The following is a 26,134-nucleotide window of genomic DNA, read 5'->3' as shown; positions in this document are numbered from 1 at the left end:
TGTTGCTCAGTGCAGCTCGACCACCCGGCCACCCACCACCACCTGCTGCAGGCGCAGTCCAGCGTCCAGCACCACCAGATCGGCGCGGGCGTCGGGCGCGATGCGACCGCGATCGCCCAGGCCCAGGTAGTCGGCCGGGAACGTGGAAACGCGCTGCGAGGCGTCGGCCAGATCCAGCCCCACACGCACCAGGTTGCGCAGTGCCTGGTCCATGGTCAGCGCGCTGCCGGCCAGCGAACCGGTCGCCAGCCGCACGCAACCGCCACACTTGTGCACGCGCTGTTCGCCCAGCGCGTACTCGCCATCCGGCATGCCGGTGGCGGCCGTAGCGTCGGTCACCGCGTACAGGCGCGGAATCGCGCGCGCGGCCAGGCGGATCACGCCGGGATGGATGTGCTGCAGGTCGGGAATGATCTCGGCGTAACGTGCATGGGCGAGCGCCGCCGCCGCGATGCCCGGGCGATAGTGATCGACGCCGGTCATTCCGTTGAACAGATGGGTGAAGCCGGATGCACCCGCCTGCAGAGCGGCTACACCTTCTTCGTAAGTACCCGCGCTGTGGCCGAGCTGCACACGGATGCCCATCGCCGAAAGCGCAGGAATCAGCGCCGTGTGTTCGCCGATCTCCGGCGCCAGCGTCATCACCCGGATCGGTGCCAGCGCATGCAGATGCTGCACCAGCGCCAGCGTCGCCTCGATCGTACGGTTGGGCTGCGCGCCCAGGCGCTGAGGGCTGATGAACGGCCCTTCCAGATGCACGCCGGCGATGCATGCGGCCTCGTCGTCCGGTGCTGCCATGGTGGCGGCCACGCCCTGCAGGGCGTACTCGATCTCGTCCAGGCCGGCGGTCATGGTGGTCGCCAGCAGGGTGGTGGTACCAAAGCGCAGGTGGGTGCGGGCGATGGTGCGGGCAACGTCGCCGCCCTGCATCAGATCAACGCCGGCAGCGCCATGCACATGCAGATCGATGAAACCGGGAAGGATCACCTGCAGCTGCGGGTCATCACCGCCGCTGTGGTCGTCCACCTGCAGCTGGCGCACATGCGAGTCGAAGTGGACATGCCCACGTCGCCACCCCAGCGGGGTGAGGATGCGGCCATGCAGGGAACGGGTGTCGGTCATGCGGGCGGCTCGGCGATGATCACTTCGATGCCCAGCCGCTGCAGGCCCTCGCGGGTTGCGTCGTCGATGCCGGCGTCGGTGATGACGGTATGGATCTGATCCAGGCGGGCGATGCGATGCAGGCTGACACGGCCGAACTTGGAGGCGTCGGTCAGCACGACGATGCGCCGCGCGCGCTCGACCATGCGGTGGTTGAGGCGCGCTTCCGCCTCATCGTGGGTGGTCAGGCCGAACTGCAGGTCCAACCCGTCCACGCCCAGGAACAGGGTGTCGAAGCTGTAGGAATTGAGGCTGGCCTCGGCCTGGCTGCCCTGCAGCGACAACGACTGCTGACGCAGCAGCCCGCCCGTCAGCAGCACATTGATGCCGGCAGCATTGGCCAGTTCCCACGCGATGTTCAGGCCATTGGTCATCACCGTCACATCGCGGCGGCCACGCAGATGGCGGGCCAGCGTCATGGTGGTCGAACCGGAGTCGATGATGATGTTGTCACCGGCCTGCACCAGGTTCGCCGCGCAGGCGCCGATGGACTCCTTCAGGGGCAGATTCAGCGCATCCTTTTCATGGATGTCCTGCTCCTGCGGAGGCGTGCGCACCAGATTGGCGCCACCGTGGGTGCGGTTGGCCAGGCCCTGCGACTCGAAGTGGGTCAGGTCGGCGCGGATCGTCACCGCGGACACGCCGAAGCGCTCGACCAGATCGGCCACCTGCACCGAGCCGTGCTCGATCAGCAGCTGCAGGATCTGTTGCCGGCGGGAGCGGGTGTTGCGCATGGCGGAGTCTCGGGTCTGCTGTGAGGGGTAGAGATTAGCCGTTCGCAGCAATGCCGGCAGCGGATCGTGTGTCCTGACCGCGCTTGCCTGCCTGGTTGGCACTGCAGGCGCGGGCATACTCGCCCAGGCACTGGCCGATGCGGTGCTGCACCAGGGCCGTCGGCGTGTTGGCCAGGCGGCCGTCACGCACGGCGCGGTACTGCTCCGGCAGGTACTGGCTCAGCAGCACCAACGGTGGCGTGTGCTGCTCCAGGTTGGAGAACAGCGTCTGCACGGCGCGCAGCAGTGCCGGCTCGCCCCAGTAGTAGCGGCAGCGGTCACTGAAGGAATAACTGCGCAACAGGCGCAGTGTCGCCTGGTCACCCTGGTAGTAGGGTTGCCAGTACTTCGGCTGCGCCACCATCACCTCCTCCAGCACCTGTGGCAGGCGCGAGCACTGCGCAGCCGGCAGCAGCGCCTGTTCGATCGCTGCCAACGCGAACAGCGCCTCACGATAGGCGAAGGTGGCGGCGGGGCCGACCTTGAGGATCGCGAAATGATCGCGGACCAGCGCATGCAGTCCGCTTTCGCGCTGGTAGTCGGTGGAGTGCGCCTCGAACACGATGCGCGGCTGCTGCTCGAGGAAGTCGGCCAGCGCGTTGGCGGCGACCGGGTCGTACTCGTGCACGCTGCTGTGATCGAAGTCAACGCCCGGCTGCACCACCATCGCGATCACGCGCTGCCAGGCATCGCGCAGTTCGGGGGTATCGAATGCCTGCTGGTGGATGGCCAGGGTCTGCGCGGCGGCTGCCGGTGTGGTCACCTGCAGGCCGCCGGCCAGCGAGGCTTCGCCGCCGGGAACGGGCACTTCGGTGCCGATCACGTACACCGGCGCCGGCAGGCCGAGTCGGGCAGCCGTGCGCTCGGCGATCGTCGCTAGTTCCGACGAACGCGCGGCCACGGTGGCATCAGGCAGCGGCACCGGATCGTCGGCGCAGGACATGCTGCAGTCCAGATGGATCTTGTGGAAGCCGGCGGCCACGTAGGCTTCGATCAGCACGCGCGCGTGGGCCATCGCTTCGGCGGCGGGGCGCTTCTGCCAGGCGTTCGGACCGAGGTGGTCGCCGCCCAGGATCAGCCGCGTGCGCGGAAACCCTTCCTCATCTGCAAGCGTGCCGACATAGTCGCGGTACTGCGGCGGGGTCATGCCGGTGTAGCCGCCGAACTGGTCGACCTGGTTGGAGGTGGCTTCGACCAGCAGCACCGTGTCGTGTGCCAGTGCCACGTGCATGGCCGCGCGCAGCACCTGTTCGTTGCTGCAGCAGACGCTGTACAGGCCCACATTGTGGCCGGCGCGGTGGGAGGCAAGCAGGGTCTGCAACGGGGACATGGTCATGCTCCGGACAATCAGGAAAACGAGGGTTGGCAGGCAAGCAGCGCGGCACCGCGCGCGCCACCGGCATCGCCAAAGCGCGGGGGCACGATCGGCGGCACCTGCACGCCGTTGAACAGATGGGCAGCGATTGCCGCCGGCAGCTGCTGGTACAGCGGGGTGTACTGCGAGAGGCCGCCGCCGAGCACGATCACATGCGGGTCCAGGGCCAGCACCAGCGCAGCGAGGCTGTGGCCGAGCAGGTCGCGGTGGATGTCCAGCGCGCTGCGTGCGCGCGCATCGCCGCCTTCGGCCATCGCGATCACCGCACTGGCATCGACGGCCGCACCGCCCAGGTGGCGTTCGATCATCGCCAGGCCGCTGCCGGATACATAGCGCTCAACGCAGCCCTGCAGGCCGCATGCGCAGTCGATCAACGGCAGGCCGTGACGCTGCAGCAGGTGGCCCGGCACGCTCCAGTGGCCCCACTCCCCGGCCAGGCCGTTGAAGCCGGACAGCAGGCGGCCCTGCAGGCAGAAGCCGCCACCGGCGCCGGTGCCGAGGATCGCGCCGAACATGCTGGGGTAGCCGTCGGCTGCGCCGCCATGGGCTTCGGACAAGGCGAAGCACTGCAGGTCGTTGCCGAAATGGAGCGGACGCTGCAGGCGTGCCTGCAGGTCGGCCGCCACACTGTGGCCGGTCAGCGCCGGCACGTTGGCACTCAGCTGGCGGCCCGTGCGGCGGTCACGCACGCCGGGCAGCGCGATGCCGATGGCCGCATCGTTGCGGCCCAGTGCGGCGTCGGCGTCGGCGACCAGCGCCACCACCGACCGCAGAAAGCCATCGTAGTCACCCTGCGGAGTGGCCACCCGGCGGCGCCAGGTGACCTGCATCGCCGCATCGCACGCCACCAGCTCGATCTTGGTGCCGCCGATATCGATGCCGTAGCAGGCATGGGCGATCAACTCAGCCATGGTGGATGGTGACACCCTTGACCACGCGGTTCACCGTGCCGTCGGGGAACGGATTGTCCGGGGTCAGCCCCAGCGCGGCCGAGCGCTGCAGTGCGAACAGCTGGCCGAAGGCCAGCCACACCGGCGCCAGCCAGGGATCATCCAGAACCGACTCCAGGACGGGTACGGCGAGGGTGTAGTCATCGTCGGCACCGATGTCCGAATGCGGGCCGATGGCCAGCACCTGGCCGGCCACGCCGTCGCGGCGCAGCTCGTCCAGCAGATCCTGCTCGTAGCGGCGTGCAAGCGGCTGCACGCTGCGCAGCACGATCACCAGGGTGCTGCCATCCAGCGTGGATTTCGGGCCGTGGCGGAAACCGAGCGGCGTGTTGGCCAGCGCCAGCACGCGGCCGGCGGTCAGCTCCAGCACCTTCAGCGCGCACTCGCGCGCCAGCGCTTCCAGCGGACCGCTGCCCAGGTAGATGATGCGGTTGAAGGGGCGCTGTGCCAGCGCGGCCACCGGTGCATCCCACTGCGCCTGGCCTTCGCGGGCCAGCGCAGCGAGCTGCGTCAGGCGCGCCACCCGCGTCTGCCACGGTGAACGGTCGAACACGGTCAGCGCGGCCAGCAGCATGCAGGTCAGGCTGCTGGTCATCGCAAAGGCGCGGTCGCAGCTGGCTGACGGCATCAACAGGGTGCAGGTATCGGCACGGCCGGCACCGCGCCGGGCCAGTTCGCCATCAGCGTTGCAGGTGATGTCGAGGAAGCGTGCGTCATCCACGTCGCTGCGCACACGGTCCACCGCTGCCACGCTTTCCGGGCTGGAGCCACTGCGGCCGAACGAAACCAGCAGGGTGGGGCGGTCGCGTTGCAGATACAGCGCCGGATGGGTCAGCAGGCTGGTGGTATGCACCACACGGACGTCAGCGGCCCACTGCGCGTTGATCGCATCGGCCACCATCTCGGCGATGAAGCCGGAACTACCGGCGCCAGTGAACAACACGCGCTGATCGGGATTGTCGAGGCGGTCGCCCAGGAAGGCCTGCAGGCGTTCGCGGGCCTGCAGCAGATCCTGTGCAAGCGCGTCCCACAGTGCTGGCTGCTGGGCGATTTCAGTAGCGGTATCGGCTCCGCCCCGGCGCTGCCAGGCGGACACATCGGAAAGCAGGGTGACGTCCATTCGGAGGTTCCAGTTGGGCCATCGCACGATCTGTGTTTTCTTTCGAAATGTCAAATACCGAAAGCAAAAAGAAAGATAAAGAGCGCTTGGCGTTTCTGACAGACCGCAATCGTCCCAAACGAAAGGAATCGAATAATGCCGTATCGCACCAAGCTTAACAGGGGAGTGCAAGCGATTACACAAAGTACTGCGCCGCATCACCTTTCGTTTCAGTCGAACTTATCTTACTTTTTGCTTTCCATTTGTTGACATCTTTCGAATCCCTGCCCTAGAGTCGGCCCAACCGCTTTCGAAACGCCCGGTGAACGGGTTGGGAGTCCGCGTGGAAATCTGCATTCGTCGCTCGCCGCTGATGCTGGCCCTGTTGCCGGTGCTGCTGCTGGCGTCCATGTCGGCCCACGCCGAACCCATCGGCAACCTGCGCTCGGTCACCGCCAGCAAGGCGGGCACGCCCGCCTGGGACCTGCAAACCGACACCGGCGCGCGTGTGCGCATCGAACTGCCGGCTGCCGACATTGTCCGTGTGCAGGCGGGGCGCAAGGGGGTACTGACCGGAGCCGGCGACAAGGCCGCGCCGATCGTGCTGCCCCAGCCCAGTGCCGACGTGCAGGCACAGCTGGAAGAAGATGCGCAGGAGATCCGTCTGCGCACCGGCGCACTCGTGCTGCACGTACAGCGCCAGCCGCTGCGCCTGCGGTTGGAGCGTCTGGACAATGGCCAGCCCACTGCGTTGTGGCAGGAGCTGCAGCCGCTGGACCTGGATGCTGCACAGAGCGTGCAGGTACTCTCGTCGCAGCCCGACGAAGGATTCTTCGGCGGCGGCCAGCAGAATGGCCGTTACCAGTTCAAGGGACGCGAGCTTGAGGTGTCCTACTCCGGCGGCTGGGAAGAGGGTGATCGACCGAGCCCGGCGCCGATGCTGCTGAGCAGCCGCGGCTGGGGCATGTTGCGCAATACGTGGAGCGACGGCAGCTACGACCTGCGCCAGCCCGATCAGTCCACCCTGCTGCATCGCGAAGATCGTTTCGACGCCTACTACTTCGTCGGTGCCGATCTGCCGGCATTGATCGAGCGCTACACGCAGCTGACCGGCCGTCCCAACATGGTCGCGCGCTGGGCGCTGTCCTATGGCGATGCCGATTGCTACAACGACGGCGACAACGCGAAGAAGCCAGGCACCGTGCCCGAGGGCTGGAGCGATGGCCCGACCGGCACCACGCCTGACGTGGTCGACAGCGTGGCCAAGCAGTACCGGGCACACGACATGCCCGGTGGCTGGATCCTGCCCAACGACGGCTATGGCTGCGGCTACAAGCAGTTGCCCGAGACGGTGAAGGGTCTGGCCGGATACGGCTTCCGCACCGGCCTGTGGACGGAGAACGGTGTCGACAAGATCGCCTGGGAAGTAGGCAAGGCCGGCAGCCGTGTACAGAAGCTGGATGTGGCCTGGACCGGCAAGGGCTATCAGTTCGCGATGGACGCCAACCGCCAGGCGTTCAATGGCATCGTCGACAATTCCGATTCGCGTCCCTTCCTGTGGACGGTGATGGGCTGGGCCGGCATCCAGCGCTACGCGGTTGCCTGGACCGGTGACCAGAGCAGCAGCTGGGATTACATCCGCTGGCACGTGCCGACCCTGGTCGGCTCGGGATTGTCCGGCATGGCCTATGCCAGTGGCGATGTCGATGCGATCTTCGGCGGCAGCGCCGAGACCTACACCCGCGACCTGCAGTGGAAGGCCTTCACTCCGGTACTGATGGGCATGAGTGGCTGGTCGTCGAACGCGCGCAAGCACCCGTGGTGGTACGACGAACCCTACCGCAGCATCAACCGCGATTATCTGAAACTGAAGATGCGGCTGACGCCGTACATGTACGGGCTGGTGCACGACGCCGCGCAGACCGGCGCGCCGCCGGTGCGTGGGTTGATGTGGGATTACCCGCGCGATCCGCACGCGCAGGACGAAACCTACAAGTATCAGTTCCTGCTGGGCCGCGATCTGCTGATCGCACCGGTCTACCGCAGCCAGGCGGCCAGCCGCGGCTGGCGGCGCGACATCCATCTGCCGGCCGGTGGATGGATCGACTACTGGGATGGCCGCCGCGTGCAGGCCGGCGCCGAGGGCCGTCAGCTCGACCGCCAGGTCGACCTTGCCACGCTGCCGGTGTTCGTGCGCGCCGGGGCCATCCTGCCGATGTATCCGTCGATGCTGTTCGATGGCGAGAAGCCGCTGGACGAGGTCACCTTCGATCTCTATCCGCAGGGCGAATCGCAGTACACGCTGTACGAAGACGACGGCAACACCCGCCGCTACCAGCAGGGCGAATCGAGCACGCAGCAGATCCGCGTGCAGGCGCCGGCACAGGGCAGTGGCCCGGTCCAGGTGCAGATCGCGGCCGTGCAGGGCACCTACCAGGGCCAGCTGGCGCAGCGTCGCTACGGCCTGCGCGTGTTGAGCCGGCAGGCCCCGCGCGCAGTGCAGGCCGGCGCCCGTGTGCTGCCCGCGCTCGCCGACGCGGCAGCCTTCAACGGTGCCGACGAAGGCTGGTATTTCGATGCCCGTGAGCGTGGCGGCACCGTCCATGTGCGTACCGCCACGCAGGATATCCGCCAGCCACTGCAGGTGCAGCTGGACTTCGCCGTGACCGCCGCCGCTGCGGACGATGCTTATCCGGCCGCGCCGGTGCTCGGCCGCGAGCTGCCGGCCGACAGCCTGCTGGTGGTCAACCGCCCAGCGGAAGAGCCTGGCCATCCGCTGGAGAACGCGTTCGACGATGACCCGGCCACCTGGTTCCGCAGCGTGCGCAACCAGGCCGTGCGCACCGGCGCCCACGAATGGGTGGTCGGCTTCGGTGAGCGCCGGATGATCGACGGCATCGAGCTGGCGCCACGCAACGACAAGAACTGGAAGCATGGCCAGGTTCGCGACTACGAGGTGTACCTGGGCGACAGCAATGGCGAATGGGGCGAGCCGATCGCCCGGGGCCGGCTGCAGTTGAAGGAAGGAATGCAGCGCATCGACTTCCCCGCACACGCCGGTCGCCTGCTGCGTTTTCGGGTGCTGAGCGTGCAGAACCCCGAAGGTGACGGCGCCAGCAGCACCGACCCGATGGTCACTGCGGCACAGGGCAGCGCCCGCGCGTTCGACGCGTTGCAGCCACGCGATGTCGGCCCGATCGCGCTGTCCACCTTCCACATCCTCGAGCACCAGGAACCGGAGCGACCGGCCCGGCAGCGCTATCTCTCCGAGCTGCCGGTGCCGGCCGCGCTGGCCAGCCAGATGCGCGCCGACCAGGCGTTCCGTGGCGAGGCCGGCATGCGCATGAACGGCCTGCAGTTCCGCCGTGGCCTGGGAGTGGGCGCGAACAGCCGCATCGACCTGCGTCTGCAGGGCGGCTGGCGCCTGCTGCGTGCGGATCTGGGCATCGATGATGCCTGCCGCAGCGCAGGCGGCCTGCAGTTCCAGGTCTGGGGCGACAACCGTCTGCTCTACGACAGCGGCCTGGTGAAGGCGCCCGGCGTGGTCAAGCCGGAGCTGGACATCCGTGGCCTTACCACCCTGAGCCTGCGCACGCTGGGTGCGCAGGGCAGTCAACCCGCCCAGGTCTGTGCCAACTGGGCCAACGCCGTGCTGATCGGCCAGGAGGGCGACTCCGCCAGCATCGTCGCCCCATGACCCCTTCGTAACACCGCTCCTCCCCCGCCCATACCGACTGCGGCCTGCTGGCCGTGGCCCGGGAGCGTTTTGCCCGCTGATCCACATTCGCGCCGCACCCCTGCCAGGAGAGAACCCCGATGTTGCCCGCACGCTATCGCCGCCCCCCCTGTCGCACGATCGCTCCGCTGACGCTGGCCATTGCCGGCGCGCTGCTGTCGGTCGCCCTGCCTGCCGCTGCGCAGGACAGCAAGGACAACGCCACCGACCTGGCCCGCATCGAGGTCACCGGCTCCAACATCCGCCGTACCGATGTGGAAACCGCTTCGCCGGTCCAGGTCATCAGCAAGCAGGACATCCAGAACATGGGTGCGCGTACGCTGCTGCAGGTGCTCGACAACCTGCCGGCTGCCCGCCCGGCGCAGCAGGATTCGCGCTCGCTGTTCACCGGCTCCGACGGTGCCTCGCAGGCCAATCTGCGTGGGTTGGGCGCACAGGGCACGCTGGTGCTGCTGAACGGTCGTCGCCTGTCGTACTACGGCGCACCCGCCGGCTTCCAGACCCAGTTCGTCAACATCGATGCGATCCCGGCTGCCGCCATCGAACGCATGGAAGTGCTCACCGATGGTGCTTCGGCGGTGTACGGCACCGACGCCGTGGCCGGTGTGATCAACGTGATCACCAAACGCAACTTCCAGGGCGCGGAGATCAACTTCACCAACGATACGTCATCGCGCATCGACTCCTACGGTGAGCGCCAGGCCAGCATCACCGCCGGCTTCGGCGACCTGGCCGAGAACCGCTTCAACATCTACGGTGCGGTCAATATGTACCGCCGTGACGCGATCCCGCTGCGTGATTTCTACGACAAGCGTCCCGAGCAGTACTACGTCAACAATCCCAATTACCTGACGAACCTGCGCCTGGGCGTGGGCAGCAAGCCGGGTGAGTTCAACCCGGGCAGTTACTTCGCCTTCGATCCGGTCACCGGCCGCCGCGTGCAGGAGGCCGCACCCGGGTGCAAGAACGTGCTGCAGGGCGAGGCCGCCGGTCCGCGTTGTGTCTGGGAGACCTGGATGAACAACGAGATCGACGCCGGCGCCAAGTCCGAGCGCAACACCGCCTACCTCAATGGCACCTTCCTGGTGGGCGACTCGACCGAAATCTTCGCCGAGGCGACCTACACCGACATCGATCTGCGTGCCAATGGCGGTACACCCCGCAGCTATGGCACCACCACCGGTAACCCGACCAGCTGGTTCTCCCGCGATACCGGCACTACGGTCAACCAGTTCCTGTATCCCTACCTGGGGCCGAACAACGAGTACAACCACGCCAGCCCTGAACTGAAGGCGATGATGGGCGGCGTAGTTGGCCTGCAGTACCTGCTGCAGGATGCCGGCGCCAACTACTTCGGCCAGCGCAACACCGACAAGAGCTACCGCGTGCTGACCGGTGCACGTGGCAACATGGGTGACTGGAACTGGGAAACTGCTTTCGCCACCGCCGGCACGCACTCCACCACCTACCAGACCATCAACGTCAACCTGAAGGGCTTCGAGAAGGCCTTCGGCCCCTACTCGGTGGATCCGGGTACCGGGCGGGTGATCATTTCCGACCATCCGGCATACAAGTTCGGTGAGATCAGCGAAGCCAACGCAGCGCTGATCCGCGAGGCGTTCCCGACCTTCGACATCCAGTCCTGGACGCGCCTGCACACCCTGGACGGCAAGATCGAAGGCCCGCTGTTCCAGCTGCCGGCCGGTGAGATGCGCGCCGCGTTCGGCTTCAATGCCAGCCGCGAAACCTTCTACACGCCGGGCAATGCCGACGCAGCCGCCGGCCTGATCACCCAGCAGGGCGGCTCGTGGTTCGACGGTGCGCGCAACACCTATGCACTGTTCGCCGAAACGGTGGCGCCGATCACCGACAAGCTGGAACTGGATGCCGCGGTCCGCGTGGACAAATACCCGAACTTCAGCGCCAACGTCGCACCGAAGATCGGCTTCAAGTACCAGGCATTCGATCAACTGATGCTGCGCGGCACCTATTCGACCGGCTTCCGTGCGCCGAGCCTGGCCGAGTCCGGCAGCGGTGGCGTGTTCGCCCAGCTCGGTGGCTACCGCGATGAGGTGCGCTGCGCCGAGACCAACGCGATCGCCGACCTGTTGCGGCAGTCGCAGCGCGCCGGTGACGTGGACCTGGGCAAGAGCCTGGCCAACGTCGATTGCAGCCGCACCGTGGCCCGCATGACCCAGCCCAACCAGGACCTGAAGCCGGAGAAGGCCAAGATCGCCACCCTGGGCTTCGTCTACGAGCCGGCCAGCTGGCTGTCGGTGTCGGCCGACTACTGGTTCATCTACCGCAACAACGAGATCGTCGCCCCGGATTTCAGCCGTGATACCGACATCATCTCCTCCACCCGTTCGCCGATCACTGATGCCGATCGTGCAAACCTGGCCCAGCTGGCGGCGATGTGCGCCGACCCGGCCAGCGGTGTGAGCTGCCCCTCGGTCCTGCCCGGCTACAGCGTGGGCAACGTGGCCAGCGTGGTCGGCCAGTACAAGAACCGCGGCAAGACCCTGGTCGACGGCTTCGACGTGGACGCACGCAGCCGCTTCTCGCTGGGCGAGTGGGGCGGGCTGAACGTGGGCCTGGCCGCCACCATCGCCAATCGCAACCGCTACTACATGGATGAGGAAAGCGGCTGGTACTACGGCGACGTGGTGGGCTACTACAACAACCCGCGCCTGCGCGCCACGCTCAACGCCGACTGGACCTACAAGCAGGTGACCACCAGCATGTTCGTCAACTATGTGGGCGGTACCAAGTGGGCCCGTGACCGCGTGGATGAAGTGGATAACAACAAGGAGACCTGCACCGCCGGCTACCTGGCGCTGCAGGCCAGCAAGTGCGACGGCGCGCCGTCCTGGTGGACCGCCAACCTGAGCGTCACCTGGCGCCCCGATGACGCCTGGAACCTGAGCTTCACCGTCAAGAACCTGTTCGACCGGCTGCCGTTCTACGATCCGAACAGCTTCCTGGGTGACTCCAGCGACTACGCGACGATCTTCGGCCGTGGTTACAGTGTGACCGTCGGTTATCGATTCAAGTAAGCAGGTTCGAGTGATCCAGCGCGCCGGTTGCGGCCGGCGCGCTTCCAAGAGGAGAGATGTTTGCCATGAAACGCAGGGAGTTCATCGCGGCCAGTGCCGCCGTCGCCGCCAGCAGCCTGTTGCCACAGACCCCGGCCTGGGCGCGCGGGCGCACGCTCCGCCTGGCCATGATCGGTACCGGCATGCGCGGCCAGGTGCTGTTGAAGGAGCTGGTGCGCCGCGACGATGTCGAGGTCATTGCACTGTGCGACATCGAGCCGATCATGCTGGGTCGTGCCGTGGACATGGTGACCAAGGCCGGCAAGCCTGCGCCGAGGACCTACGGCCAGGATCGCGACAGCAACGCCTGGAAGCGCCTTCTGGAACAGAAGGGCATCGATGGCGTGATCATCGCTACGCCGTGGGAATACCACGCGCCGATGGCGATCGCCGCCATGCAGGCGGGCGTGGCCGTAGGCTGCGAGGTGGTGGCCGGCATCACCCTGCAGGACCACTGGGATGTGCTGAAGACCCAGCTCACGACCGGCACGCCGTACATGCTGCTGGAGAACGTCTGCTACCGCCGCGATGTGATGGCCGCCCTGCAGATGGTGCGACAGGGCCTGTTCGGCGAGCTGGTGCATCTGCAGGCCGGCTACCAGCACGACCTGCGCGGGGTGAAGTTCAACTCCGGTGATCCCAGCCAGCCTTACGACAGCGGCGTGGAGTTCGGTCTCAAGGGCTGGAGCGAGGCACGTTGGCGCACCGAGCATTCGGTGGAGCGCAACGGCGAGCTCTACCCCAGCCACAGCATCGGCCCATGCGCGATGTACACCGGCATCAACCGCGGCAACCGCTTTACCCATATCAACGCTTTCGCGACCAAGGCACGCGGCCTGCACGAGTACACCGTGGCCAAGAGCGGTGGCACCACCCACCCCAGCACCCAAGTGAAGTTCAAGCTGGGTGACATCGTGACCACCACGCTTGCCTGCGAGAACGGTGAGACCATCCTGCTGCAGCACGACACCTCTCTGCCCCGACCGTACTCGATGGGCTTCCGCGTGCAGGGCACCAAGGGTCTGTGGATGGACGTCAACCACTCGATCCACATTGAAGGCCGCAGCCCGCCGCACCAGTGGGAAGAGTTCAAGACCTACCAGGATCAGTACGAGCACCCGCTGTGGAAGCAGCATGCCGACACCGCGGCCAGCGCCGGTCACGGCGGCATGGACTGGTTCGTCATCCATGCGTTCGTCGAGGCACTGAAGGCCAAGGCGCCGATGCCGATCGACATCTACGATGCAGTGACCTGGAGCGCGATCACCCCGCTGTCCGAGCAGTCCATTGCCAATGGCTTCCAGACGCTGGAGTTCCCTGACTTCACCGCTGGCGCGTGGAAGCAGCGCAAGCCGATCTTCGCCTTCGACGGCACGTACTGATCCGTACACCCACGGTAGCGCCGGGCCATGCCCGGCGTTGCTATGTGGACCGGTGTGCTCGCCCCTGTGGCGCTGGGCCTGCCCTCGGCGGCTGCCGGCTTCCAGTTCTTAGCGTGGAAGATCAGCGGCCTGCTGATTCCGGGGCCGTGCTGGTGGGCCAACAACCGGTGGCCTGAGCAGGAAAAGATGGCGCGCCCGGAGGGATTCGAACCCCCGACCAATGGCTTCGGAAGCCACTACTCTATCCGGCTGAGCTACGGGCGCGTTGTAGAACCCACCGGTTGTCCGGTGGTAGGGCGGAATTCTAGCGGAGTCCACGATAAAAATCTGCCCCTGATTGCGCTGCTGGATTTCGAGCACAGAAGAACGGGCAATGTGGAACCGATGGCCGAAGCGCCCGGCCGCTCGCCCATCCGCAGGGAGGCCGACAATGAAGCCCGCTGGATCAGTCGAGAATCGCCTGATGAGATGATGGGACTCACGCTCAAGGTTGCCGGGTCCATGCGACAGGGGCATCGCCATACGCGCTCTGGCCGGTTCCTGAGTGCTCGCAATGCGGCTCGCAGTCGAACCCCGGCCCGGTATGGAGCACTTACCCGGTCGAGATGCCCCCAGCTTGGCCATGTCAGATGGCCTCGCCATCTGCAACTCCAGGCAGTTGGCGCAGCAGGCACCTAGCCGAGAATATAGCGGGCAGGGGATTCTGGAAGGCGCTTCCTCAGCAGGAACACAGTGAGACTCGTAACGGCCAGGCACAACACTGCACCGGATAGTACGAGCGCCAAACCGCTTGTTGACCATGGCCAGGAATCCTTCAATAGCGAAAGAATCGAGGGCAGGAACAACATATGGATCAAGTAAATGGCGTACGAGTTGCGTCCAAGCCAGGTGAGCACGCCGCCCTTGTGCAGGAGCGTCTGCGCATCGGCGAGGCGGATGGCCAATGCGAATAGTGCTCCTGAATACAGGAAATTCGAGACCTTGAGCTGCGAGAATGGGAAAGATCCGCCAATTGTCGCAAGCCAGTATTTACTCTCCAGCAGTCCAGCGGCGAAGGCAAGAAGCACAGCGCCAATGATGATGCGGAGCGGAATCCGTGAAGCATCGCGTCGCCACCCGGCTACCAGTCCGAGATGGTAGAAGGGGTACCAGACAAAGAAGGGCAGAGCATGAGCGGGAAAGCCCGATAGCCTGGTATTGGGTTCGATGGTCTGAAAATAATATGTGTATGCGATTCCCATAAGAGAAATGGAAATAATCACGATCCAGTGCGTTGTGAGACTCTTTAGACTCAGCAGCAAAGGAGTTAGAAGAGTGAACTGGCACAGGACTATTACGAAGTAGCCGATTCCTATTCCCGTTCCGAATACATAGCCTTTGAGCATCGTGATTGGATCTATCCCTTCACGGAACGCTCCAACGCCCAGATAGATCGTGGTCCAGACCAGATACGGCGGCAGTATTCGCAGCAATCGGGAAGAATAGAATTCTCTGATGCAGGTAATCTGCCCCTTCGGAGCAAAGAAACCTGCGGCTGCAAAAAAAAATGGGACTGCGAAGTTGGTCAGCTGTCTGATCCACATTTCCTGGGTGGCGGCGCCGGATCCTGCAGTGCCGCCTGGGAATCCGCTGCACGCATGAATCGTAACGACTGCGGCAATGGCGAGCCCTTTCCAGTTATCCCAATATGCTGATCTCATGAATCATCCTTCAAAGGAACTGCGGGACGTCGCCAGTTGGTCAGTCATGTGGTTGCAATTCAATAACGGACAAAAGGGCTGCAACGCTATCATTCCCCGATGACGTCATGAATCAATGGCGCTATCTGCGCCGCTGCAAGACGTGCAGCCGACATGCTGGGATGATGCGAGTCAAAAAGTATGGCGTTACCGCCGGGCGCGAAGTTGCATATATCGCGTTGGCAAAAGAGCCTTTGAGGGGAATACAATGTTGCCGACTTCGACAGCGTGCTCTCAAGTTCTTTCATCCCTTCGAGTTGGATGACGTGTTCGGCGCTCCCGCCGCGTGCAAGATAAGTTGGCAAGTCAGTGCGCTGGCTGATCATCGGAAACGGTCCAATTACAATGACATGCTTTCCGACACTCCTGAGGAACGACGCCGTTCTGGCAAGCTCGTGCTGCCTGGTCGCCGAGCGTGACACCGGTGATTCGAAGTATGCCGATAGAATTACGACGCCGGTTGACTTGTCATCGGCGAGGCTTTTGGCAACTTGCTTGTTCCAGTCACTGCACTGAGGGCGGTTACTCGTACCCACGCCGTTGGAGCTGGGCGGGCAGGATGAATAGGTGAGCTGCCTGACGGAAAAGCCCTGCTCACTGATAGCTTTCGCCATCTCTACACCATGGCTATCTCCCCACACTGCCACCTTGAGGCCGTTCTTGGGACCAAGCACGCAGGCTGAAGAATAGTCAGGGAGGCCTCCGTCGAAATGGCACCGAGCCCGGTCTGGACTGTAGTCGTTCCTGGCGGCGTCAAACGCGACCGTCGAGGCAGGTAGCCGGCCCGGCCATCCTCCGAGAGAGGAATAGATTGCCGAGACGAACAACAAGATCGCGGTCGAGGAAGCTGCGCCTACGAAAAGCGTTCTGCTGCCGATCTTCGTGCGATCGCGGGTGGGCGATTCAACAAACCGCCACGTGAGCCATGCAAGCAGGGACGACAGAAGGATGACGATTGCCTTGCCCAAGCTGCTTTCGAGCCAGCCCACGTTCCTAAACAGGGTGATTACTGGCCAATGCCAGAGGTACAGGGAGTAGGAAATGTGGCCAATAAAGACCAGCGGCCTTGTGCTGAGCAATCGTCCAGCGAAGCTGCTGGGCCCAGCATAGATCAGCATGGCCGCGCCTGCGGTTGGCGCGATGGCCGCATAGCCGGGGAAGGGAGTCGACTTGTCATAGACAAACACTGGAACCATGGTCAGCGCCAGTCCTATGGCGCCGATCAATCCAGAAGCCCGCGTTGGAGCAGGATTGTCTCGGGTCGAGATGTAGATGGCCAGTGCCGAACCCACCAGAAGCTCCCACGCGCGCGTAGGCAGGAGATAGAAGGCTGCCGAGGGCGATCGCGGTGTGAGATAGATGCAGGCGCCCAGTGAAAGACCGATCGCTATCAGCGTTATCGCCAGTCGATATCGACGCGCATACTTGACGGTCACAAAGAGTGCGAGGGGCGCGATCAGATAAAATTGCTCCTCGACACCCAGCGACCACATGTGCAGGAGCGGCTTGGCCTCGGAGACAGGGGAGAAGTATCCCGACTGCAGCCAGAAATTGATGTTTGCGACAAATAGCAGGGAAGACGCGACGTCGCGTCCGAACGGCTCGAACTCGCTGGGAAGCAGGATGAAAGGTGCGCAGATGATCGTGAAGAACACCACGACTGCAAGAGCAGGAAATATTCTTCTGATGCGCCGTTCGTAGAACGATAGAACACTGTAGGTGTTGTTATCAAAATCTCTCAGCAGGATTCCTGTAATCAGGAAGCCGCTGATCACGAAAAAAATATCCACACCGACGTACCCGCCGGTGATGAGCGGTATGCCTGTGTGATAAAGGAGCACGGGCAGGATAGCGATCGATCTTAGGCCATCGATATCTGCGCGGTACTTTTGCATCTGATTTCCCTGGTCGCCAACTGGGTGTTCTAGGAGAGCTGCTGCGTGAGCCGTCGAGCTTTCGCTCCGTCGGGGGCGGAATCATTCACATCTTTCGTTCTTCGCAGCGCCGGCTGCCAGGCATACAAGCGCAATGCCCAGTGTTGTATACACATTGTTGAGGGCCGATACGGAAAGGCCACTTGCCAGAACGATGAGAATGACGCAGAGCCGCTGATGGCGTTTGGCGTTCTTCATCACACCGATGAGGTAGATGAACGTCAGGGCGGTTACTGCAAGGCCATGATCGTAGATCACCCGCATATTAAAGCTATGCAGGATGACGGAATAGCAACTCCCGTTGCCGCTAAAACTGAAGAGCGATTGATAGTAGGAGAGTGACGAGCACACGTGTGCGGGAAGTGGAGAAATCCTATCGGCACCAAGTAGATAGTCCGTTGTGTCCCAGTTTCTTATCGACTCAAGGAACATCATCAGAAACCGAAATCTATCGATCGACTCGATTCCACCTTGTGAGCGATTCTCGAAAATCAGGAATGCAAACACGACTGCTGCGGTGCCGGCGATCATTCCGCCGACGACTTTTGCAGAGTTACGGGACCTGAAGTCGAACGCGAACAGAACGGCCAAGGCGGCAGCGATTGCAGCGGAGCGAGATCCGGAGAGGATGACCACGGCCAGCAGTGTGCCAGTCTGCAATCCGCTGATCTTTACACCTGAAACATGGGCGCTGAAGTAGACGAGTGACAAGAAGATGATTTCGAAGTTGTTCTCTGTCATCAGAACGGGCCGATCAATTCCGATGACCCGCTTTGCTAGATAGACACTGAAGAACATGAAAAGGCAAAGGTTCAGCAGTCGCCTGAAATCTTCCGATTTCATGGGGCCAGGTGCCCACGCGAACGGTGCGAGCAGGATCAAGTACCAGACGAATTTGTACGCCTGCGCAAAGTCCAACGGATTTGTATTCCGCAAGCCAACGGCAAGCGCCGCACCGGCGACAAGGTAGCCAATCCAGAAGAGCTGCTGAGCAAAGAGCCGATCCTTACGTGCGCCATACACCCACAGCAGGGCAGCAGACGATGCCGCGAAAACCAAGTCCAGCATGGGCTCGCCAACCGTCACGCCGGACAGTCGAGGTAGCCACGCTGTTGTCACGATGAGAATCGTTCCAAGGTAGAGCAGCGAAATTGGATACGGCCGGCGTTTGATGGTGAATGCGCTGGAAATACTCATTCTTGGAATTCACTGCTGCTTGGGCCCTTCTGCTTCAGAGAGCGAATGGCGACAGAGACAATAGAGCGGTAAAGCGATCTTGGTAGCATGAATCGCAACCAATGACGGAGCGCCACCTTGGGCGGCACTTTCGCGACAGTCACACTTTGTACCAGATCCTTCAGGACAACCAGGAAACGATGCTTGGGCTGATAATAGGAGAGCACTGTAGCTCGATATCCGATGATCTCCGCCGGTGTCATCATATGGGCGTGCTGGTTCAACCACTGGGCAGGTGCCGCTGATCCCGCATGGCGCGACGTACGTCCTACCTCGCTGATGTCCGTCCAGACGATCAAGGGTTGCTCCAGCATGCGGAACTTGGTCCCATCCACGTCCACTCTGAGGCAGAAATCAAGGTCTTGACCCTTGCGAAGCTCAGGATTGAACTTGATCCGCTTCGCGAGGCTGCTGTCCATGACGATCGTTGAGGTCTGCACGAACTGATTTGCGATGAACAGATAGCTGGCCATCGACTCATCCTCCCGGATCGGGCGGTCGGGACGTATCCACATGCGCTCGGGAACTCCACGGTCCACCTTGGCGTAAGAATAAAGCGCCGGATAGGGCGACCGACGCAGATACGCGTGGAAGAGCTCCAACTTCTCGGGTACAAAGAAGTCGTCGGAATCAAGAAATGCGATGTAAAGTCCGACTGCGGCCTCGATTCCCGTATTGCGCGCGGCCCCCCCTCCCCCGTTGGGCCGCTGTATTACACGGAAACGCCGATCCGCAAGCTGGTCTACCAACCTGGTCAGCGCGTCGACATCCTTTGATCCATCATCGACGATGATGCATTCGAAATCGGAGAACGTCTGCCCCTGAACCGAAAGCAGCGTCGGGAGAATGGTTGATGAGCGATTGTAGGTGGGAATCACAATCGAAAAGAAGGGGGACATGCGTGTCTCTCATCGGCTGCTACCCGAGCCATGGGAAGTGGAGAAAGCAGAACTGCCGTGCGACTATTTTGAAGCCAGCTTGGAATGATCTGTCAGCGCGATCCACAGCGAGTGAGGCGTTGTAACGGCATATCGGACGAACAACTCCTTCGGTCGCGTGGCCAAGCGATGAACCCACTCCAGGTTGTTGCGTTGCATCCAGGCAGGAGCGCGAGGATAGTCACCGGTCACGTAGTTGAAGCACCCTCCGCAGGTGATGATCCATCGCGGCTTCAGTTTGTCGCGCCAACGAACGCAGAATTCCTGCTCCTTGGGCTTCCCCAGGCCGACCCAGAGGATATCCGCGCCGGAAGCGTTGATTGCGTCGACAACTTCCTGTTCTTCGTCCGGGGTGAAGAACCCATTGCGACGGCCAGAAATCTTCATGCCCTTGTACTGCTCTTGCAGAATGCTGGTGCATGATGAATTGACGCGCTCCTCGGATCCCAGAAGATAGAACCCAAAGCCGGTATTCTCGAATGCCCTCGAAAAATCGTGGAGCATGTCAGTTGTGGCACTGCGCTCAGGGATGGCATTGAGCTTCAATCGCTTGGACAGGGACACCAGAAATCCTCCATCGGCATGAATGATGTCGGCCTCCTGTACAAGTGAGCCAAATCTGCGATCGGTGCGTGCCAATGACAATGCGTGGCCATTAGCATCGAACACCAGCTGCGCAGGGCGCGATCGATGCGCGCAGTCGTAAAGCGCCATGTCCACCAGGTCCTGCCGTGACGCGCAAATGATGTTGAAGTCGCCAAACCGCACGGTATCGAACGTGGGCCGCTTCAGGGGAACTGTCGGTGCCGGGATGCTGGTTGCCATTGCCGCCTTTCGTCGAACTGATTAGTAGAAGTAGGGATTGGATTGCCCGATGGCGAACTTCGCTTGCCTGATCCGGCCTATGACGAAGTCCAGGAACGGGCCGCGGCGCGGCTCCATGATGTGCGTGCGCAGCTGTCGGTACTCCTTCGAAAAGACGATCCGATTGCTGGAATGCCACTGCTTGTGTGCCGAGGAGAAGTGCATGATCGCCGGTGACTCGAGGAATGACATGGACCAGCCAGGTGCGAGCTCTCCAGCCAGTTCCTTGTGCCTGAGCAGCATTGATACCTGGCAGTTGTACGTGGGATCAAGCTCGCGCCACCGTCCCCTGAGCACGGCATTCAATGCGTCCTGGTCCGGCATCCTCAGCAAGTCCGTGTTGGCGCGTAGATACGCCAGAACTTTGTCCTTGGTGCCATCAGCACGCCATTCTGCGCAGTTCAGGAGCAAGACGCCGGAATTGAAATAACGATCACCGTCCGCCAGCCCCAATCGACTTCCATCATAGAAGGGATTGATGACCGCCCCCGCCAGAACACCTTCCAGGTCGATGTTGAACAGGTCGCTAAGACTGTGTCTTACAAGAACGTCGCAGTCGAGGTACAGGACCTTATCCGCGTCGAGCAGTTCTGGAATCAATAGCCGGTAATACATGCCTCTGGAAATGTGCGTCACTTCCAGTAGGTCGCCGAACTGAGCGGGATCAATGACATGGACGGTCACATCACCGGAGCATAGTGCTTTGAGTGCACCCAGAACGCCAGCCTTTGGTTCCTTGTCCACGATGATATCAACCGAGAACTTGGTGCCCGACGCGCAGCTCTTCGCGATTGATTCTACGGCAGGGACTATGAAGTCCACATAGCGCCCATCCGCGCAGAAGCAGTAGCGCTGCGGCTCGTGGGGAATCTGTTTGTCAGCGTTCAAGGACATATTCAGCGATGCGTTTATGGTTCATGACCACATACGCCACCATCAGTGCAGCGTAGACGGCCAGGGTGTGAACAAAGCCGAGGTGAATGAAACCGTTGTAGCCAATGATCAGGAAAACGTATCCGGACAGCGCCGCCACGCAGGCCAGGTAGGGTGCCTGGTTCTTCATGAGCTGATAGAAGGCCATGCGGGTGCGCAGTCCGCAGGCGCTGGCGGCGGCGAAATAGAACAGCATTCCTGCACTCAGCCGTTGGGCCGCCATTGCGACACACGCGCCTTCCACGCCGAAGAATTGGCCGCCGATCCAGACAAAGACAATCAAGCTCAATGCATCGACCAGCGACAATATTCCTCGCTCACGGTAACGCGCCATCGCTTCGAGTGCGGAAGAGCCAAGTGGCGAAGACAGCAGTCGCGGTGGGACAGCGGCCGTCACTATCAGAGTAAGAGAAATCGCGGCATCCCACTTTCCGCTCCAGACATGACGAATGACGAATGGGAACCACACCAACAGGGAAAGGCACAAGGCCCCTGACATCAGCGAAAGCGCGTGGCCGGCCTTGTGCAGCCCTGAGCGAACTCTAGCCGCGTCGTTTCTGATCGCGGAGAAGAGCGGCAAGAGGAGATGATTCAGCGCCATTCCGATCAACTGCACCGCTGCTGCCATCAACTGATAGGAAAAGTAGAACAGCCCGAGAGCCGCTTTGCTCAGGATCAGAGACAGCACGAGGTACTCGCCTCGTGTAGCAACGTTGTTGAGATAGGAGGAAACAATCAACCACTTGCAGCGTTTGAAGAACGCTCGAAGCCTGCTTGCGCCCGGCCATAAGGGGCTTGCAATGCGCGGTTGGCCCCAGCGGTACATGAGAAATGTGACGAGCGCCAAAATCACTTGGGACGCGACAAAGCTGTAGATTCCCGCGCCAGCTGCGGCGAGCCCGGCCATGCTGAGGTTGCTGGCCAGTGCCGATACCGATTCAACTCGGGAAATACGCTTGAAGTTGAACGCGATCGCCGATCTGGCCTTGTATGGGAGTGCGGCGATGTTGAACGGCATGGTGAGCGCGAGCACTACCGTGATCCAAAGAAGCCGCGGATCGTGGTAGTGCTCAGCCATGATTGGCGCCGCCACAAGCAACAGCGCAACGCCGCTCAGATTCAGTATCTGCGCAGAGGCTGTGAGGCTTGGTGCTTGGGATTCAAAATCGTCACGATGCTCCTGCAGTATCTGATAGAGCCCGACTTCCTTGAATCCGGACGCCAGGAGATAGACGATGGAGATGATTGCAATCAGTCCGAAGTCTTCCGGAAACAGGAAGATGCCCATCACCCATTGGGCAATGAACGCAGACGCCCTGCTCGTCAGCACAATGACCAGCAGGTGGGCAAACCCCTTTTTGCCTACTTGGCTCAGATTCACGGGTTGCCCAATGCTTCGTTGAGGTATCGCTTCGAGCGCAGGATTTTACTCTCCAGATCGTCGCTGATGCTCAGGCGCGCGCCATCGCGGACAACCCGAGTGACCGCTGCCCTCACAACGTTGGGATCATTCTCCAGCACCAACAGATCAGAGGCATTGAAATCTCGCATCATGCTGACGATCCTCTCGGAGCGCCAGCCTGAGGAATAGGCGATGCAGGGACGGTCGAACTTCTGGGTGAAGATGACCCCGTGGAAGGAATCGGTCACCACATACGCCGAGTTCTGGATCGAACGCAGGAACTCCAGGGGGCCATAGTCATTTATCAGATGCGACGCCCACGCAGGTTTGTCAAAGTTCTTCTCGCCGTTGACAAAATGAACCTCCAGATTGGGGTCGGACTCCTTCAGCTGGCCAATGATGCGTTCAGCAATGGGGAAGTTTGCGGTGTCCAATGCATAGACCATGATGTATCGACCGGATGCGGCAGCACCTTCCCCATCGGACTTCAGCTCGTTGAAGTCATGGAGGAGCGTCGGGTCGACGACAACTGTCGACTCAATGCCGATCAAGTCGGCGATGATCTGTCGGCTCACCTCATTGCGAACTGCAAGCGCGTCGAAATTCTTCAGATCCGGCGCAGCCCTTGTGATTATCTCGGGCTTCTGCTCGCGCGTACCGAAGCAGGAAGCGTAACTTACCTTGCGTGGACCGCCGTGGTGAAAGCCTTGGAAGAAGTACGAATCGTACTTGGGCATGAACTTCGTATTGAAGGTCTGGTCGCTCCCGGTAAGGATCACGTCGAAGCGCGCCAAGGCGGCATTGATGGCCTCTTTGGAGGACAGTTGCGGAGCCAGCGGAAGCCTTGAACGAAAGGCGTCAAAACGTCGGTATCGCTTGGCCTGCCGAAAGCGCCTCAGGACGGCCTTGAGCGGATTCCCGCCCTTCAGCCCCATTCCTCGCCAGAACGAGGTGTTCCCCACCATATGGGCGGGGTGAGCCGTGGGTACGACAACTTCATGGCCGATACTGCTCAGGTATTGCGCAGTCGCGTATGCCTGCAGCAGGCCGCCATAGTTGTAGTTGAATGAATAGGTCAGAAGCAGCACGTTCATTGCTTGTGCTCCAAGTCCGGGAAGTGAGCAATGTCCGCCAATGGTCGACGCTCTGATCGAGCCACGCTGTACTCGTCCTTGAGTGGCCCAATGGCAACCATCATGATGATGCTCTCCGAGTCCGGGATATATCCCAACTTGCGGATCCCGATGTCCCGCGTGATGGGCGCAGACCAGTTAAGCGGGCACGCTCCGTACCCCTGCGCGTGAATGCCGAGCAGGAAGTTCTGCGCGAACAGGCCGCCATCGATCCAGTGTTGGTAGCGCTCAGTCGGTTCAAGCATCTCGGCGATATCCACTGTCACGATTGCAATGACGGCGGCAGTGTCTCCGAAGCCGCGATTTCCCTTCTGATAGCTCAGTGCCTTTCGCTTCTGCTCTTCGGTCGTAAGAAAATAGAGTCGGCCAGCCTGGCGATTGCACACGCACGGCGCAAACTGGGCCGCCTGAGCTGCCTTCAACAACACCTCTTGTGGCACGGCTCCATCGCCGAAGCCGCGCACTGAGCTGCGGCTGCGCAGGAAAGCTAGATGGATCTCAGAGTCTTGCTGCCGCACTTTCATATGCTTGAGAGCCGAGCCGGAGGGCGCAAATCCTGCATTGCGAGCGCTGACGACCGACTGCGTTACGTGCGAAGGCGAAGGTGTACCCATCTCCGCGTTGAAAGCCATGTAAGTATCAAGGGCGTCTGCGGACAGTTGCACTTCATGTGCGCAGATGCCATCCCGCATGGCCCGCTCCATTTGATCGCCAAGATCCTTGGTCATCTCGGCGCCGAATCCTGGCCGCGGCTGAGGCAACGCTAGACCTTTCTCCACCATATGGTAGTACTTGGTCATGAGGGCGCCACGCGTGGCCGGATGTGTGCGCGTTCTCAGGGTGCCGCTGAATCTGACGAAACGGTAGATGTCATACGAGTAGACTTTCGCGTAGCCATAGGCCACTTTTATAAATTCAGTTAGCTTTTTCATATGGCTGTCGTGCCGATGGCGGAATGAGGGTGGTTTTCACGCAGCATCGCGCGTCACCAGGAATCCGCGGCCTTGGGGGTGAGAGTGGCATTGGCGATTACAATTCAGTCCGAACCGAAAAGGTCGCGCGTGTAGACTTTCTTCGCGACATCCTGAAGTTCGCCAGAAACTCGGTTGGCTACAATTACATCAGCCTTGCGCTTGAACTCAGGCAGGTCGTTGACAACGCGGGAGCGGTAGAATTCTCCATCGCGGAGTGATGGTTCGTAGACTATGACTTCAATTCCTTTCGCCTTGATTCGCTTCATGACGCCTTGAATGGCTGAGGCGCGGAAGTTGTCAGATCCGGCCTTCATGACAAGTCTGTAGATACCAACAGTCTTCGGGGCTTGTCGAATGATGGCATCGGCAATGAAATCCTTGCGCGTGCGATTTGATTCGACAATGGCGTGAATCAGGTTCTGAGGCACGTCGCTGTAATTGGCCAGCAACTGCTTCGTGTCCTTCGGTAGGCAATAGCCGCCATACCCGAACGATGGGTTGTTGTAATGATTGCCGATGCGCTGATCGAGGCTGACCCCTTCGATGATCTGGCGGGTATCAAGGCCGCGGGAGCTGGCATAAGTGTCCAGCTCATTGAAATAGGCGACACGCATGGCCAGGTAAGTATTGGCGAAAAGCTTAATGGCCTCCGCCTCGGTGGCATCGGTAAACAAGGTGGCGATCTCCTTGCGGATGGCGCCCTCTTTCAGCAGTTCTGCGAACTCGGTTGCACGCGCTGAGCGTTCGCCCACGATGATGCGGCTTGGATGAAGGTTGTCATACAGTGCTTTTCCTTCCCGCAGAAATTCGGGGGAAAAGATAATGTTATCGGTTCTGAAGCGGGCCTTCAGGGCGGCCGTGCATCCTACCGGCACAGTCGACTTGATGACCATTATCGCATTCGGATTCGTGGCAACGACATCCTGGATGACGGACTCGACCGAAGACGTGTTGAAGCAATTGCTGTCTGGATCGTAATCGGTCGGAGTTGCGATAATGACGAAGCGTGCGTCTTTGTAGGCGACCTCTCGGTCAAGAGTCGCGCTCAGTTTCAGAGGCTTGTTCGCCAGAAAATCTTCGATCTCCCGGTCTTCGATCGGGGACCGGCGGGAGTTGATGAGCTCGACACGGCCTGCATCGATATCTAACGCGACAACTTCATGGTGTTGCGCCAAGAGCACAGCGTTGGACAGGCCAACGTAGCCTGTTCCGGCAACGGCAATCTTCACTTCAGCATCCTTCTCTGGCGTTGCACTACGTCAGTCGTGCCAACTGGGGGAGGCAGGGTAGACGCGGTGTGGCCGTCGCGCCCCTCGGCGTCGGTCATTCCAAGGTCCTTGTTCATTTATGTATAGGGGCGTTCATTTTGGGGTTGCACAACGCGTGCAGCCCAAAGCGAAGATTGAATCG

General features: G+C 61.7%; 18 protein-coding genes and 1 tRNA gene. 3 read left to right on the top strand and 16 right to left on the bottom strand.

What is annotated here, in order from left to right:
• Positions 1 to 6 precede the first annotated feature (6 nt).
• Genes AC06FB_RS07465 through AC06FB_RS07445 form a run of 5 tightly spaced genes read right to left on the bottom strand, consistent with a single transcriptional unit; the run spans position 7 to position 5,379 of the window.
• Entirely contained in the window at positions 7 to 1,122 is a 1,116-nt protein-coding gene (locus AC06FB_RS07465; protein WP_197600249.1) for an amidohydrolase family protein, read from the bottom strand.
• Positions 1,119 to 2,012: a DeoR family transcriptional regulator gene (locus AC06FB_RS07460; RefSeq protein WP_346475376.1), complete on the bottom strand. Its 894-nt coding sequence runs from the start codon at positions 2,010 to 2,012 to the stop codon at positions 1,119 to 1,121. Before AC06FB_RS07460 ends, AC06FB_RS07465 begins: the two co-directional genes overlap by 4 nt.
• Complete coding sequence (locus tag AC06FB_RS07455; RefSeq protein ID WP_253119160.1) at positions 1,930 to 3,264, bottom strand: D-tagatose-bisphosphate aldolase, class II, non-catalytic subunit; 1,335 nt, start codon at positions 3,262 to 3,264, stop codon at positions 1,930 to 1,932. The genes AC06FB_RS07460 and AC06FB_RS07455 overlap by 83 nt, the downstream gene beginning before the upstream one ends.
• A gap of 17 nt (positions 3,265 to 3,281) precedes the next feature.
• A complete protein-coding gene (locus tag AC06FB_RS07450) occupies positions 3,282 to 4,220 on the bottom strand; it encodes an ROK family protein (RefSeq protein WP_262219006.1) in 939 nt (312 codons plus the stop codon).
• The gene (locus tag AC06FB_RS07445; protein ID WP_478053514.1) at positions 4,213 to 5,379 is read right to left on the bottom strand and encodes an SIS domain-containing protein; all 1,167 of its coding nucleotides are present in this window, start codon (positions 5,377 to 5,379) and stop codon (positions 4,213 to 4,215) included. Before AC06FB_RS07445 ends, AC06FB_RS07450 begins: the two co-directional genes overlap by 8 nt.
• Before the next feature lie 322 nt (positions 5,380 to 5,701).
• On the opposite strand from AC06FB_RS07445, the gene AC06FB_RS07440 reads away from it, so the two are divergent.
• The 3 genes from AC06FB_RS07440 (at position 5,702) to AC06FB_RS07430 (ending at position 13,571) form a co-directional block, all read left to right on the top strand.
• Positions 5,702 to 9,055 carry a TIM-barrel domain-containing protein gene (locus AC06FB_RS07440; RefSeq protein ID WP_461289908.1) on the top strand — a complete coding sequence of 1,118 codons (3,354 nt, stop codon included), beginning with the start codon at positions 5,702 to 5,704 and terminating at the stop codon, positions 9,053 to 9,055.
• A gap of 119 nt (positions 9,056 to 9,174) precedes the next feature.
• Positions 9,175 to 12,150, top strand: a complete 2,976-nt coding sequence (locus AC06FB_RS07435) for a TonB-dependent receptor domain-containing protein (protein WP_253119162.1) — start codon at positions 9,175 to 9,177, stop codon at positions 12,148 to 12,150.
• Between the two features lie 65 nt (positions 12,151 to 12,215).
• The gene (locus AC06FB_RS07430; protein WP_478053513.1) at positions 12,216 to 13,571 is read left to right on the top strand and encodes a Gfo/Idh/MocA family protein; all 1,356 of its coding nucleotides are present in this window, start codon (positions 12,216 to 12,218) and stop codon (positions 13,569 to 13,571) included.
• A 187-nt stretch (positions 13,572 to 13,758) separates the two neighbouring features.
• Here the strand turns inward: AC06FB_RS07430 and AC06FB_RS07425 are convergent.
• From AC06FB_RS07425 to AC06FB_RS07375, 11 genes are all read right to left on the bottom strand, one after another.
• Positions 13,759 to 13,835: transfer RNA gene (locus AC06FB_RS07425), tRNA-Arg, on the bottom strand.
• Between the two features lie 410 nt (positions 13,836 to 14,245).
• Positions 14,246 to 15,271: an acyltransferase family protein gene (locus AC06FB_RS07420; protein ID WP_478053512.1), complete on the bottom strand. Its 1,026-nt coding sequence runs from the start codon at positions 15,269 to 15,271 to the stop codon at positions 14,246 to 14,248.
• 89 nt (positions 15,272 to 15,360) lie between these two features.
• Complete coding sequence (locus tag AC06FB_RS07415; protein WP_478053511.1) at positions 15,361 to 17,205, bottom strand: acyltransferase family protein; 1,845 nt, start codon at positions 17,203 to 17,205, stop codon at positions 15,361 to 15,363.
• Positions 17,206 to 17,286: 81 nt separating this feature from the next.
• Complete coding sequence (locus AC06FB_RS07410; RefSeq protein ID WP_478053510.1) at positions 17,287 to 18,441, bottom strand: hypothetical protein; 1,155 nt, start codon at positions 18,439 to 18,441, stop codon at positions 17,287 to 17,289.
• The gene (locus AC06FB_RS07405) at positions 18,438 to 19,379 is read right to left on the bottom strand and encodes a glycosyltransferase family 2 protein (RefSeq protein ID WP_065181478.1); all 942 of its coding nucleotides are present in this window, start codon (positions 19,377 to 19,379) and stop codon (positions 18,438 to 18,440) included. Before AC06FB_RS07405 ends, AC06FB_RS07410 begins: the two co-directional genes overlap by 4 nt.
• Before the next feature lie 63 nt (positions 19,380 to 19,442).
• Positions 19,443 to 20,243 (bottom strand): WecB/TagA/CpsF family glycosyltransferase, encoded by an 801-nt coding sequence (locus AC06FB_RS07400; protein ID WP_065181479.1) that lies wholly within the window; start codon positions 20,241 to 20,243, stop codon positions 19,443 to 19,445.
• A 21-nt stretch (positions 20,244 to 20,264) separates the two neighbouring features.
• Positions 20,265 to 21,170, bottom strand: coding sequence for a glycosyltransferase family 8 protein (locus tag AC06FB_RS07395; RefSeq protein ID WP_196768729.1), 906 nt, complete (start codon positions 21,168 to 21,170; stop codon positions 20,265 to 20,267).
• Positions 21,160 to 22,596, bottom strand: a complete 1,437-nt coding sequence (locus AC06FB_RS07390) for an oligosaccharide flippase family protein (RefSeq protein WP_478053509.1) — start codon at positions 22,594 to 22,596, stop codon at positions 21,160 to 21,162. The genes AC06FB_RS07395 and AC06FB_RS07390 overlap by 11 nt, the downstream gene beginning before the upstream one ends.
• Positions 22,593 to 23,711, bottom strand: a complete 1,119-nt coding sequence (locus tag AC06FB_RS07385; RefSeq protein WP_065181482.1) for a polysaccharide pyruvyl transferase family protein — start codon at positions 23,709 to 23,711, stop codon at positions 22,593 to 22,595. Before AC06FB_RS07385 ends, AC06FB_RS07390 begins: the two co-directional genes overlap by 4 nt.
• Complete coding sequence (locus AC06FB_RS07380) at positions 23,708 to 24,682, bottom strand: nitroreductase family protein (protein ID WP_081284358.1); 975 nt, start codon at positions 24,680 to 24,682, stop codon at positions 23,708 to 23,710. Before AC06FB_RS07380 ends, AC06FB_RS07385 begins: the two co-directional genes overlap by 4 nt.
• 104 nt (positions 24,683 to 24,786) lie before the next feature.
• Positions 24,787 to 25,953, bottom strand: a complete 1,167-nt coding sequence (locus tag AC06FB_RS07375) for a nucleotide sugar dehydrogenase (protein ID WP_065181483.1) — start codon at positions 25,951 to 25,953, stop codon at positions 24,787 to 24,789.
• Between the last annotated feature and the right edge of the window lie 181 nt (positions 25,954 to 26,134).

This window comes from Stenotrophomonas sp. Steno-C15 (genome assembly GCF_056393265.1).
The sequence above is the reverse complement of the archived record's forward strand: the minus strand, read 5'-3'. Positions and strand labels throughout refer to the sequence as shown.